A 12,640-nucleotide genomic window follows, 5' to 3' on the forward strand; every position below is an offset into this window, starting at 1 on the left:
GATAATTAACGAGGAATTATTATGGTCGCAACACCCTCCACGATGCTACCTTTAGGTAGTAAAGCCCCAGATTTTAATTTAATGGATACTCGCACGAACCAAATGCTGAGCCTTCAGGACAGTAAATCAGCCATTGCTACAGTCATTATGTTTCTATGTAATCATTGCCCTTATGTAAAACATGTGCAACCGAAACTGGTTGAATTAGCCAATCTGTATCAGCCTAAAGGGATAAGCTTTATCGCCATCAGCTCCAATGATGTGGAAAAATATCCTGACGATAGCCCCGAAAAAATGCATCTTGAAGCCTTAAATGCCCACTATAGCTTTCCTTATTTGTTCGATGAAAGCCAAGAAGTAGCGAAAGCTTATAAGGCTGCCTGCACCCCTGACTTTTATGTGTTCGATAAGGATTTATTGTGCGTCTATCGTGGTTGTCTTGATGATTCGACTCCTGGCAATAATAAGCCGTTAACCGGAGAGCACTTGCAGGCAGCATTGGAGTGCATCTTAGCTGGGAAACCAGTAAGTGCAGAGCAAAAGCCAAGTATAGGCTGTAACATCAAATGGAAAGCATAAAATCTGTAGCCCGTATTAGACGCAGTCGGAATACGGGTAAGACCCCTTTTTGACAGGCATTCTTCTTAAGCTTATGATAGAAACTTTAAAATTGCGGTGAAGCAATAAAAACTCAGGATGGGTATGTCATGCGTAAGTTGTTGTTCATAGGGCTGATTTTTCTATCACTAACGGCTTGCAAAAAAGAAGATAAATTGTTTAGCGGTTATGTTGATGTTGACCTCGTTTATTTATCAGCAAATTTTGGCGGACGGCTTACAGAACTTGCAGTGCACAGAGGCCAATTGGTTTCTAAGGATGAATTCCTATTTAGATTAGAGCAAACTAGCGAGCGTTATAGCGTCGACATGAGTGAGTTAAACAAGAAATCACTGCAAGCTCAACGGGAACAAACCTTAAGTCAAATTCATTACAATGAAATCAATTATCGTCGCATCGTAGATATGCGCAAACAAAATGCGGCAAGCCAAAGTGATTTGGATGCAGCGCAAAGAGATTTAACTGTTTCTAAACAGCAATTGGCTGATCTTGATGCCAGAATAAAAAGCAGTCAGATTGAAACTTCCGATAAAAAGTGGCAAGTTACTCGCAAAGAAAATTTTGCCACCGATCGCGGCATAATCTTTGATACGTACTATACTCGTGGCGAATTTGTGCAAGCAGGTTATCCTGTTCTTTCTTTAGTTACTCAAAATAATATTAAAGCAATTTTTTTCGTTCCAGAAGCTCAATTAAACCGCTTACGACTTAATCAAAAAATTAATATTCAAACTAATGCGAATGAACATTTTGCCACAGGGCATATTTTCTTTATTTCCAATATTGCTGAGTATACTCCACCGATTATTTATTCCCGAGAAGAGCGTCAACGTTTAGTTTTTAGGGTTGAAGCAAAGATTGATAGTCCTGATTTAGAAAAAATTCATCTGGGGCAGCCTGTAACTTTGGAATTAGCTGATGAGTGAACTTGCCATTGATGTAACGAATTTAACCAAAGAGTTCGATAAAAAGTTGGCGGTAGACCATATTTCTATCCAAGTAGAAAAAGGGGCAATCTTCGGGTTTCTTGGCTCTAACGGCAGTGGGAAGACTACGACAATTCGTATGATTTGTGGTTTGTTATCGCCTACCGATGGTTCGGGTTCTTGTTTAGGTTATGATATTAGAACGCAAAGTGATGAGATTAAAAAGCACACCGGTTACATGCCGCAAAAATTCAGCTTTTATACTGGGTTAACGGTTTATGAAAATCTACGTTTTGTTGCGGATATTTTCCAGGTAAAAAATTCAAAGCAGGCTATTGAGTCAATCATCGAAGATTTGGAACTAGAACGTTACCGTAAAGTACAAGCCGGTAATTTATCTGGAGGCTGGAAGCAGCGCTTGGCGTTGGCTTGTAGTTTATTGCATAAGCCGCAAATGCTCTTTTTAGATGAACCTACGGCAGGAGTCGACCCTAAAGCACGCAAAGAGTTTTGGGACTATTTACATAAAATTTCCACACGTGATGGTACTACTATTTTGGTTACTACCCATTATATGGATGAGGCTGAAAAATGTACGGATTTGGCATACATCAACATTGGAAAATTGCTGTACGCTGGTCGCACTAAGGACTTGGTTCCACAATCGCATGTTAAAACTTATGTGCCAGAGCTAACTCGGCAAGAACAAAGCACTTTAATGGAAAAAATTGATGGCAGTTATCCCAATGTTTTGGTTTCCATTGTCAATAATGAATTACGCATTTCCTCTCGCAATCATGAATCTTTGCAGCAGCTGATTGATGAGCACTCAGAGGTAACATTTAAAGAAGTAACGCCCTCGTTTGAAGAGGTTTTTATTGGGTTAATGCGATGAAATGGGCACATGTTCAAGGTATTTCTTTAACACGTCTTGCAGGCTTAATCCGGAAAGAGTTTATTTTGATCACGCGTGATCGCGGTACCATTGCTATGCTCGTCATTCTACCCATCATGTTGCTCATTCTTTTTGGTTTTGCTATTGAATTTGACCCTAAGCATTTACCTACTACCGTTATTAGTTATGATAACACTCCTTTAACGCGTAGCTATGTAAGTGGGCTTGAAGCTTCTGGCTATTTTAAAGTGCAAACCAAAGCGTCAAGTGAATATGAAAAGGACCAAGATTTTGCCAATAGTAAAATCAGTTTGGCATTTACTATTCCCCCCAACTTTACCCGCAAATACATTCGTAATGAAAATCCACAATTATTGGTAGAAATAGATGGTACAGACCCGGGTAGTAGTGCCAGCGCTTTGGGTAATGCGCTGCCCATCTTGAATCAAACGCTGGATACCTTCAATAAACAGGGTTTAGGCTCGCCCTCTCCTATAAAATCCCCAAGAAGTGTGAACTTAACAATCCATCGACTTTATAATGAAGCAAATATTAGTTCTTATAATATTGTTCCCGGACTTATTGGCGTATTACTTACCTTAACCATGGTGATGCTGACCTCTACAGCCATTACGTCGGAAAAAGAAGCTGGGACGATGGAAATGCTGTTGAGTACGCCGTTAAAACCTACCGAAATTATTTTAGGAAAGGTTATACCCTATATTGTTTTAGGCTATTTGCAATTAACCAGTATTCTAGTTTTTGGTAAGTTGCTCATTGATATTCCTACAGAGGGTAGTGTTTTACTCCTTTATATTGCCGCAGCACCCTTTATTATTGCTAATCTAATGGTCGGGATGATTTTCTCCACTCTTGCCAGCACCCCAATGCAAGCCATGCAGCTTAGTGTTTTTTATCAATTACCCTCAATGTTTTTATCGGGTTATATTTTTTCTTTTTATGGCATGCCCTCTTGGGCACAGGTCATAGGGGCATGCATGCCCATGACTTATTTTACACGGATAACCCGAGGAATTTTATTGAAAGGCAATACCATAGGCCAAATTGTGCCCAATATTTTGCCGATTATTCTGATTGCGGTGATTTTAATTTTCTTAACCGGAAAAATATTTAGAACAAAACTTGATTAATCCAGGTTATTTTAGGACAGATCCTAATGAAACAAACGATTATTATTTGTACTTTATTAATTATGTTGCTTGAAGGTTGTTGTAAGAACTGTGGGGTTAATGAGCAGATAACTTACCCTAACAGTACACGTACGGGTATTAGATATATGCAAAATAAAGCGGAGCTAAATCAAATTGCCTGGTGGAAAAAGATAAATGACCCGCAATTAGATCATCTTATTGTACAAGCCCTGCAGACCAACGATAGCATTAAAGGCTCCTATGCCACCATTGAACAGGCACAAGCCCAGCTTAAGGCCGCCCAATATGCATGGATTCCCACATTTGATGCCAGTGCCAGCGGGTTTACTGGCGGTACTTGGAATTCGCATATTACCCCCAGTAGCCAACTGGCCAATAATCAATTTTTTGCCCATTTTCCACGTCCTCGGTTTAGAGGGTACTACGCGGGTTTTGTACCCAATTATACGGTAAATGTCCTAAATAATATTAGTAATATTAAAGTGGCCAAAGCTTCTTTAGCAATACAACAAGCGCAGGCACAGTCAACAAAATTGAGCATCATCAGCCAAATGAGTGGCACTTATTTTATGCTTTTAAGTCAACGCGAACAGTTGGCTGTGGAGCGGGCATTGACTCGCGATTTAAAGAAATTGCGTCAACTAGAGCAAGTGCGCTTTCAAAAAGGTGCCAGTGACCTGGAAACGCTCACCAGTATTGATCAGCAATTGGCGCAGGAAGAAACAAAGATTCCGCAGATTGAAGGAATTATTGCGCAAAGTGAGAATACCATTCAGCTGTTATTAAACCAAAATCCGGGCCCTGTGAATACGCAGCGCAGTTTGTTGGCGCTTAAGGTAAATCATATTATTCCTAAACAGTTGCCGTCGTCGGTTTTAAAAAATCGTCCCGATATTATGATTGCCACCAATAATGTCAAAATGTCTTATGCACAAATAGGAGTAGCCTATGCCGAATTTTTTCCCACTATTAGTTTAACCGGTTTAGTGGGCAATGCTTCTGTAGATTTAACCAATCTTTTAAAAATAAGCACTAATCTGTGGGTTACTCAGGCAATCGCTTCAATGAAAGTACTTAATCCAAGTGCTTATCAAAATATTAAATCAGCTAAAGCTGGGTTTAAGGCAACGTATTACAATTATTTGGAAACGTTACGCGCTGCCTTTGCAGATGTTGATGATGCCTTGACGAATGAACAAAAGAATAAACTGGCCTATTTGCAAACGAAGAGAGGATATTTGGCGGCTAAACGATCTTATGCACTTGCTTTAGCTCAATATAAATCAGGGGCTAGAGATTATCGTAATGTGGTTAATGCCAAAATTAATTTGGAACGAAGTAAGTTGAGTTTAATTCAGGAAAAAGCCCAATTGCTTGATGCAATTGGGCAGGTGTATACCGCGGTTGCAGGAGGGTATGATGTGGTATAGGTTTAATAGCAGATGGCGTCGCAAATAGTTTGCGGCATTGAACCGGGTATCTTGTTACTTGCAACCAGGTATCTCACAAATGCTCATCAAAAGTTGGTGCTGATTTTTGATCGAAGCCTGAAACTCTGGGTTGCTTCACTTCGTTCGCAATGACGGATAAAGACATCCTATATCAACGAATAGCGAATTTAAATAGAGGGATATTGCTCAAATATTATCCCGTCATTGCGAGAAACGTAGTAAGCAACCCAGGGTGTGTGGCACAAAATTGGATTACTGCCTAGTATAGCAATGCAATAGTTATATTATCTTGTGCATTTTCTCTCGCTTGCAACCAGGTTTCCCTTATTAAAAATGCTGAGGATCCGCAAGTTCCCAATCTTTCTTATAGCTTTCTGGAATATCAGAGCTTAACAATTGTCCTGGGGTTAAATACTCATAAATTTGATCAAAAGTTTTAACCTCATCAACACCAGTACGCCGCATAATGTGCGAAGGCTTTAAATCACTAGGATTATCTAAACCTAATGCGCCTACCATTTCTAAAAAGCTTTTTACGGTATTTTTATGGAAGTTAGCGACATGCTGTTTTTTTTGGTCCACGACCAAGCCGTATTGCAAACGTTTATTTTGGGTTGTCACCCCGGTGGGACAAGTATTGGCGTTACATTGCTTGGTTTGCAAGCACCCTGTAGCGAGCATCATGGCTCTGGCCGTGTTGCACATATCAGCGCCTAAGGCAATATTGGTGAGAATGTCAAAGCCATTAGCCACCTTACCGCTGCAAATAATGCGAATTGAGTCACGCACACCAATCCCCACCAAGGCATTATGGACAAAGACTAAACCTGCTTCCAATGGGGTGCCTATAAAGTTGGTATATTCTACCGGAGCAGCCCCCGTACCGCCTTCTGCGCCATCAACAGTAATAAAGTCGGGGAGAATCTTGGTTTCTAACATTGCCTTACAAATGGCAAAAAATTCATCGCGGCGGCCTAGGCATAATTTAAAGCCTATGGGCTTACCCTGCGAGAGTTCGCGTAACTTTTGTACGAAGTGTAATAAGCCAATAGGATTGCTAAATGCGGTATGGGCAATAGGGGATAAGACATCTTTACCCATAGGCACTTTTCTTGCTTTGGCAATTTCTTCCGTTAGTTTTGCCGCAGGTAATATTCCGCCATGTGATGGTTTAGCGCCTTGGGAAAGTTTTATTTCTATCATTTTTACTTCTTTACGGTTGGCTTCAATAGCAAACTCGTTCTCATCAAATAGACCTTCCTGATTACGGCAACCAAAATAAGCAGTACCTATTTGGAAAATCAAATCGCCCCCTTGCAGATGGTAAGGACTTAAGCCGCCTTCCCCTGTATTCTGCGCAAAGCCGCCAATCATTGCGCCTTTATTCATGGCCATAATCGCTTTTCCTGATAATGCGCCAAAACTCATTGCTGAAATATTAAGCCGAGAAGCATTATAGGGTTGTAAGCAATCAGGTCCTCCAACAATAAGCCGTGGTTCAACCTCCGAGGCCGGTTTCGGAGCTAGAGAATGCAATGCCCAAGTATAGCCCACACTTAAAATGTCCCGTTCAGTACCGTAAGGAATGGTATCACGCGTGTTTTTAGCGCGTTCGTATACCAAGGAGCGGGTTTCACGGTTAAAAGGAAGTTCGCTTTCATCGGTCGCAATAAAATACTGTTGGATTTCCGGGCGAAGAAACTCTAAAAAATAACGCACATGCCCCAATACGGGAAAATTACGCAAAATGGTATGCTTTTTTTGAGTTACATCATAAATCCAAAGAATAATGATGGGGGTAAGAAACACCAGAAACCATCGGATATCTTCCAGCATGATAAATATCGCAAGCGTGATTAATAACACGACTCCAAAACCAATATACCATTGGCGTCTCATGGTTAACTCCTTTTAATTTATTCGTGTTAGGGAGAAACCCTCTCCCCCTTGCTCTAACTGCCATTAAGTTAGGGATTATATTTATTACAAAATTTTCTTAACTTAATGGCAATGCTCATACTCGCGGAAGAATTTTGAGCAGTACTGCCTGTCAAATTAATCCATTTCTGGAGCACGTTCTATCTCGCCATTCACCATCTTATTAATTTTATGTTCTAAAGAGGTAATAAACTGAGTGACTTGATGGTGTTGCTGTGCTTGTTCGCTTTTGCATACTACTAATTCATGGCTAATATCCAAAGCGGCCAACAGTAAAGTATGGAAATCATCCAATTGCTTGGCCTTCTTTTTATTTAGCATAATTTGATTATTAAGCTTTTGCGCTGCCAGTACTAAATTAGCTTCTTCACCCTCTGGGCATTTAATTTCATATGATTTATTTAATAATTTAATCGAGCATGATTTTGTTTGTGTCATAATAAGGCCTTTGAGTCGCTAGAGGTTTGCAGTAAATAGTAGCAATTTTGCTTGCAAGCAGCAAATACTGAGGTGAACCGCTGCGCCAAATCGGTTATCATGAGGCATTTTTTTATAGATGAGTTAATTATGTCTGCTGAAAATGAACATTGGACCTTACCTGATTACGATCATTTTGTTGAGGCGATTTCCTTTTTATCATTACCGGTTTCTGCCAGCTCATTACATGGAATGATGTGTGGCTATCTTTGTGCCGGAGAAGATTCTCAGGGCGAATCGTATTTGCGTGCTTTATTAAATAATAAAAAAGATGAGCAAAGTCGTAGCGCATTGTTAGCCTTATTTGCCGTTTTTTCCATCAGCCAACAACAAATTACCCATTTTGATTTTAATTTCCAAATGATGCTTCCCGATGAAGATGAGTCTTTGTTGGAACGAGCAATGGCATTTAGTGAATGGTGTGAAGGCTTTACGCAAGCCTTAACCTTGTGTGGAGTCGGGGCTGATCAGTTCAATGAGGAAGAAGCGCAAGATGCCTTGCAACATATGATTGAATTTGCCGAATTGGATTGTGATACTTTAGATGTTGGTGAAGAAGATGAACGAGCATTGATGGAAGTAAGCGAATACGCACGCATGGCGGTTATTCGTTTGCACGGTGATTTAATGATGAATGAACGGAATCGTGGCGTAACCCATTAATAAGGATGTGGATATGATTACTCAGCAGGAATACCAGTCAAGAAGAAATAAATTGGCGCAACAATTACCCGAAGGCAGTATTGCAATTGTTCCAGCCGCGCATGAGTTGTTACGCAACGGAGATGCTCACTATCGTTTTCGCCAGGATAGTAATTTTTATTATTTAACCGGCTTTAATGAGCCCGATGCGCTGTTAGTGTTAATTGCCGGAAGGGAAAGTGAAAGTATTCTCTTTAATCGACCACGTAACCCTGCTGCTGAACAGTGGACTGGTAGACGTTTGGGGCAACAAGGAGCTGTAGAAGAGCTGGGAATGCAAAGGGCTTTTTCTATTGAGGATGTGGCAGCGGAATTACCGGGTTTGCTCAGTGGTAAATCAGCCGTTTATTATTCTATTGCTCGTAATGCCTCGTTGGAACAATTGATAATGGACTCCCTGTCTGTAATTAAAGATCAGGTACGAAGAGGAATAAAAGCGCCCAATTGCCTATGTGATTTAGAGCCTCTTCTAGGTGAAATGCGCCTAATTAAAAGTGAGGCTGAGCTGGAGCTAATGCGCCAGGCAGCACGTATCTCTGTTGATGCCCATCTGCGTGCGATGCGCCAATGCAAACAACTGCGTCACGAATATCAATTAGAGGCGGAACTAATTTATGAGTTTAGCCGTCAGGGGTGCCGCAGCGTGGCTTATGATCCCATTGTTGGCGGCGGCGAAAATGCCTGCGTCTTACATTATACCGACAACAATCATCTGTTAAATTCGGGTGAGCTGGTATTGATCGATGCCGGCGGTGAATATGAAAATTATGCTGCGGACATTACCCGAACATTTCCCATCAATGGGAAGTTTAGCCCCGAACAAAAAAGTATTTATGAATTGGTGCTTAAATCACAAAAAGCAGGAATTGCGGCTGTCAAACCTGGTGCGCCTTGGAATATAGTGCAACAGACCATCATTCGTATTTTAACAGAAGGTTTATGTGAGCTAGGTATTCTGCAAGGCGAGATTGAGGAGTTAATTACTCAGGAAGCCTACAAGCCTTTCTACATGCATAATTCAGGGCATTGGTTGGGCTTAGATGTACATGATAGTGGTCTTTATAAAATAAATGGCGAGTGGCGGCCTCTTGAGCCAGGAATGGTATTAACGGTGGAGCCGGGGTTATACATTAGCTCGCATATACCTGGGGTAGATCAACGCTGGTGGGGCATTGGAGTGCGTATCGAAGATGATGTGGCAGTAACTGCTACTGGTCATGAAGTATTGACTGGGGCATTACCTGTTGATGTGGCAGATATTGAGGCATTAATGCGTGATTAATAAAGAAATAGATATTCTGATTATTGGCGGGGGCCTAACCGGAGCAACTTTAATGTTGGCGTTGCAAGGGCGTGGATTTAGTTGTTTATTAGTTGATGCGCATGCTTTGGGGAATAAGATTCATCCTGATTTTGATGCTCGTTCTTTAGCTCTTTCCCCTGCCAGTCAGCGTATTTTAACCATGCTTGGTGTCTGGGAGCACTTGCAGGCGCAGGCAACCGCCATCAACATGATTCATGTTTCTGATCAATCTCATTTTGGAGCCTCTCGCTTGTATGGCGAAGAAGATGCGCCTTTAGGCTATGTGGTCGAAATGCAATACATTAATCAAGCCTTGCACCAACTGTTGGATCCCCAGCAAATTCTGGCTCCAGCGGCCGTTGAATCTTTAGATCTCAGTAATAAGACGGTGGCGATTAATACGGATGCGGGACAAATAAATATCAGGGCCCGTTTAATCGTGGCCGCCGATGGCACTCATTCTGCGGTACGGCGCTTCTGTGGGTTGCCGTCACAAACGAAGTTGTATGGGCAGCAGGGGATTGTTGCCAATATTGGTTTGAGTCAACCCCATGCTGGCCGCGCCTATGAGCGTTTTACGGCCCATGGTCCTTTGGCATTGTTGCCTATGCAAGATAATAGAATGTCTTTGGTGTGGGCTGTACCTGCCCAAGAAGCAGCGCAATTGCTGAGTTTATCTGATGAGGAATTTTTACAGCAATTGCAACGGACGTTTGGGTACCGCCTGGGTCGTTTTAGTAAAGCTGGTAAGCGCTCAGCTTTTCCTTTACAGCAAGTGTTAATGCCGCAACAAGTTAAAGATTCCGTGGTTTTTGTAGGAAATGCTGCCCATACGTTACATCCGGTTGCTGGGCAAGGATTTAATCTAGGTCTTCGCGATGTGGCTACTTTAGCACAATGCATTGCCAAATATGGCCTAAAAGAGGAAATGCTGTCGCAGTATGTACAGCTGCGGGCTCATGATCAGCGTATAATTACACGCTTTACTGATGGTTTAATCAATTTATTTACAAGTCGTTTGCCTGGTTTAGGAATTGCTCGCGGTTTGGGTTTAATTGCCCTTGATAATATTCCTAGCTTAAAAGGCCTTTTAGCGCGCTATGCTCGTGGATTTGGTGGTGTTGTTCCCGATTTGGTCTGTGAGATTGCGTTAGACGAACATGAAGCATCAGCCTAGAGGGAAGTAAAAATGAATTTGCAGTTTAACGTACTAATCATTGGTGGTGGTATTGTGGGTTTAACCGCAGCTCTTGCCATGGCACAACGTGGTTATACTGTGGCGGTGATAGATGCTGGTTCGCTCAAAGCTGATACCAGTAAAACCGATTTGCGGGTTTATGCAATTAATCAAGCCTCGCAGACTTTATTACAACAATTAGGTGCATGGCAACATTTAGAGCAATCACGGCTTTCGCCTTACCGTCAAATGTATGTTTGGGATAGTGTAAATGGCGCTCATATTGAATTTGATTCACGTTGTGTGGCTAGTTCGTATTTGGGGACGATTATTGAAGAGTCTGTACTAAAACAGGCTTTATTACAGGAAGTTACCCAATATTCAACTATTCATTTATTTCCCGGCTGTTGTGTGGATGTAGTGCAGGAAGATGCTCAAGGTATTAAGGTATGCAGTCAACAACGGAGTTGGGAAGGGCAGTTATTGATGGTTGCGGATGGCGCCAATTCACCGACACGGCAAAAACTCAAGGTGGCTTTAACCACGTGGCCTTACCAGCAGCAGGCAATTGTGGCAACGGTGGGTGTAGAGAATGCGCATCAACATACGGCATACCAAGTATTTAATCCCGATGGCCCTTTAGCCTTTTTACCCTTAGCGAATCCTAATGAATGCTCCATTGTCTGGTCCATTGAGTCAAAACGCGCGAAAAAACTAATGGAATGTATCGATGAGCACTTTAATGAGGAGCTAACGAAGGCTTTTGCTAAGAAGCTAGGAGCGGTTCACCTAATCAGTGCTCGTCATCAATTCCCTTTGCAAATGCGGCATGTGAAGCAATATTCTGGCGCTCGCTGGTTATTGCTTGGCGATGCAGCTCATACCATACATCCTTTAGCGGGTTTAGGCTTAAATATGGGATTAGCAGATATTAATTCTTGGTTGCACCGCCTGCAGGCAGTTCAAGGTAATTTAGTATCTAAAAAAGCCTTGGGCGCCTATCAACGTGAGCGCAAACATGCTGTTTGGCAAACGATTGCCTTAATGGAGGGGTTTAAGCGTCTATTTAGTAATTCATTTGTACCGATGGTAGCTTTACGGGGATTAGGCTTAGATTTTTGTAATTCATTTATGCCGCTTAAGCGCTTATTTATTCAGCATGCTCGTGGTGTGGATGAGAAGATTTAGCGGTTAAGCAAATTAGTATTGCGCTAACTAGTTAATTTTATTATTTTATAGAAGAAATTTTAATAAATTAGTAAAGGACTATTTATGCACGGATTAGCTTTGTACCCCATGGCAGGTACTTCTTTTTTTATAAAGATCAGTTTATCAATGCTAATTCTGGCGCTGGCATGTTTACCCTCTTATGTTATGGCAGCAAACGTAGGACCTGGGCCGATATCTCCAGTAGTGCAATCATCAGGCGGTACGACAACTATTGTGGGTAATACATCAATTACCTCAAGCTCCAGTGCCGTGAGTGTAACTAATGGTACCGTAGAGCTGGGTGGCCCTAATATTCAGATCCAGACGAGTGGCACCGCTTTCGGCTTCAATATTGATGCCAGTGCAAATCCGTCTTTTCTCTCCAGTCTTGCGGGTTCATACATCAATATTATTACCACCGGTTCCACTTATTCCTACGGGCTGTGGGCAACAAATCCGAATAATCGTGTTACTTCCACGATGATTCAACTCTCTAATGCCTCTATTCGCACTTCAGGCAATGGTTCTGGTGGCGTAATTTTGGCCAATTTGGCCACTGGAATATTAAGTAACTTGCAAATTGAAACCTTTGGCGGGGTGGACCCTGGTAACAATGGCGCCGGAGCCTATGGAATTAATACCCAATTTGGTGCTAAAGGTTCTTTTGACAATGTTTCCATTGTAACTCATGGTGTAGGAGGGACGGGTATTCTTAATTCGAATGCCAGCTCCTTTACTGGAAATAACATAACCATGAATGTTCAAGCCTAGG

The 12,640-nt window shown here is 41.8% G+C and carries 12 protein-coding genes; 10 read left to right on the forward strand and 2 right to left on the reverse strand.

The genetic code is table 11. The features are described from left to right. Positions 1-21: 21 nt before the first annotated feature. The 5 genes from BN3124_RS08330 (at position 22) to BN3124_RS08350 (ending at position 5,041) form a co-directional block, all read left to right on the forward strand. On the forward strand, positions 22-579 hold the full coding sequence (locus tag BN3124_RS08330; RefSeq protein ID WP_058534336.1) for a thioredoxin family protein: 558 nt from the start codon (positions 22-24) through the stop codon (positions 577-579). 128 nt (positions 580-707) lie between these two features. Beyond that, on the forward strand, positions 708-1,544 hold the full coding sequence (locus tag BN3124_RS08335; RefSeq protein ID WP_058534337.1) for an HlyD family secretion protein: 837 nt from the start codon (positions 708-710) through the stop codon (positions 1,542-1,544). Beyond that, the gene (locus BN3124_RS08340) at positions 1,537-2,439 is read left to right on the forward strand and encodes an ABC transporter ATP-binding protein (RefSeq protein WP_058534338.1); all 903 of its coding nucleotides are present in this window, start codon (positions 1,537-1,539) and stop codon (positions 2,437-2,439) included. Before BN3124_RS08335 ends, BN3124_RS08340 begins: the two co-directional genes overlap by 8 nt. Further along, complete coding sequence (locus BN3124_RS08345; protein WP_058534339.1) at positions 2,436-3,590, forward strand: ABC transporter permease; 1,155 nt, start codon at positions 2,436-2,438, stop codon at positions 3,588-3,590. The genes BN3124_RS08340 and BN3124_RS08345 overlap by 4 nt, the downstream gene beginning before the upstream one ends. Positions 3,591-3,616: 26 nt before the next feature. Then, a complete protein-coding gene (locus tag BN3124_RS08350; RefSeq protein WP_058534340.1) occupies positions 3,617-5,041 on the forward strand; it encodes a TolC family protein in 1,425 nt (474 codons plus the stop codon). A gap of 348 nt (positions 5,042-5,389) precedes the next feature. Here the strand turns inward: BN3124_RS08350 and BN3124_RS08355 are convergent, their stop codons facing one another. Both BN3124_RS08355 and BN3124_RS08360 read right to left on the reverse strand, forming a co-directional pair. Continuing rightward, positions 5,390-6,961 (reverse strand): FMN-binding glutamate synthase family protein, encoded by a 1,572-nt coding sequence (locus BN3124_RS08355; RefSeq protein WP_058534341.1) that lies wholly within the window; start codon positions 6,959-6,961, stop codon positions 5,390-5,392. A gap of 156 nt (positions 6,962-7,117) precedes the next feature. Beyond that, on the reverse strand, positions 7,118-7,438 hold the full coding sequence (locus BN3124_RS08360) for a cell division protein ZapA (RefSeq protein WP_058534342.1): 321 nt from the start codon (positions 7,436-7,438) through the stop codon (positions 7,118-7,120). 129 nt (positions 7,439-7,567) lie between these two features. On the opposite strand from BN3124_RS08360, the gene BN3124_RS08365 reads away from it, so the two are divergent. From BN3124_RS08365 to BN3124_RS08385, 5 genes are all read left to right on the forward strand, one after another. Continuing rightward, positions 7,568-8,140 carry a UPF0149 family protein gene (locus BN3124_RS08365; protein ID WP_058534343.1) on the forward strand — a complete coding sequence of 191 codons (573 nt, stop codon included), beginning with the start codon at positions 7,568-7,570 and terminating at the stop codon, positions 8,138-8,140. Positions 8,141-8,153: 13 nt separating this feature from the next. Next, positions 8,154-9,461, forward strand: coding sequence for a Xaa-Pro aminopeptidase (gene pepP, locus BN3124_RS08370; RefSeq protein ID WP_058534344.1), 1,308 nt, complete (start codon positions 8,154-8,156; stop codon positions 9,459-9,461). Then, positions 9,454-10,659 carry a 2-octaprenyl-6-methoxyphenyl hydroxylase gene (ubiH, locus tag BN3124_RS08375; protein WP_058534345.1) on the forward strand — a complete coding sequence of 402 codons (1,206 nt, stop codon included), beginning with the start codon at positions 9,454-9,456 and terminating at the stop codon, positions 10,657-10,659. Before pepP ends, ubiH begins: the two co-directional genes overlap by 8 nt. Positions 10,660-10,671: 12 nt before the next feature. Next, the gene (locus tag BN3124_RS08380) at positions 10,672-11,847 is read left to right on the forward strand and encodes an FAD-dependent oxidoreductase (RefSeq protein ID WP_058534346.1); all 1,176 of its coding nucleotides are present in this window, start codon (positions 10,672-10,674) and stop codon (positions 11,845-11,847) included. Positions 11,848-11,931: 84 nt separating this feature from the next. After that, entirely contained in the window at positions 11,932-12,639 is a 708-nt protein-coding gene (locus BN3124_RS08385) for a hypothetical protein (RefSeq protein ID WP_058534347.1), read from the forward strand. Position 12,640: the final 1 nt, after the last annotated feature.

Source organism: Legionella saoudiensis, assembly GCF_001465875.1.
Lineage (GTDB): Bacteria > Pseudomonadota > Gammaproteobacteria > Legionellales > Legionellaceae > Legionella > Legionella saoudiensis.

Excerpts from the sequence above, each read along its gene's own strand:
- BN3124_RS08330 (WP_058534336.1), top strand. The coding sequence starts at position 22 with ATGGTCGCAACACCCTCCACGATGCTACCTTTAGGTAGTAAAGCCCCA.
- BN3124_RS08335 (WP_058534337.1), top strand. The coding sequence starts at position 708 with ATGCGTAAGTTGTTGTTCATAGGGCTGATTTTTCTATCACTAACGGCT.
- BN3124_RS08340 (WP_058534338.1), top strand. The coding sequence starts at position 1,537 with ATGAGTGAACTTGCCATTGATGTAACGAATTTAACCAAAGAGTTCGAT.
- BN3124_RS08345 (WP_058534339.1), top strand. The coding sequence starts at position 2,436 with ATGAAATGGGCACATGTTCAAGGTATTTCTTTAACACGTCTTGCAGGC.
- BN3124_RS08350 (WP_058534340.1), top strand. The coding sequence starts at position 3,617 with ATGAAACAAACGATTATTATTTGTACTTTATTAATTATGTTGCTTGAA.
- BN3124_RS08355 (WP_058534341.1), bottom strand. The coding sequence starts at position 6,961 with ATGAGACGCCAATGGTATATTGGTTTTGGAGTCGTGTTATTAATCACG.
- BN3124_RS08360 (WP_058534342.1), bottom strand. The coding sequence starts at position 7,438 with ATGACACAAACAAAATCATGCTCGATTAAATTATTAAATAAATCATAT.
- BN3124_RS08365 (WP_058534343.1), top strand. The coding sequence starts at position 7,568 with ATGTCTGCTGAAAATGAACATTGGACCTTACCTGATTACGATCATTTT.
- pepP (WP_058534344.1), top strand. The coding sequence starts at position 8,154 with ATGATTACTCAGCAGGAATACCAGTCAAGAAGAAATAAATTGGCGCAA.
- BN3124_RS08380 (WP_058534346.1), top strand. The coding sequence starts at position 10,672 with ATGAATTTGCAGTTTAACGTACTAATCATTGGTGGTGGTATTGTGGGT.
- BN3124_RS08385 (WP_058534347.1), top strand. The coding sequence starts at position 11,932 with ATGCACGGATTAGCTTTGTACCCCATGGCAGGTACTTCTTTTTTTATA.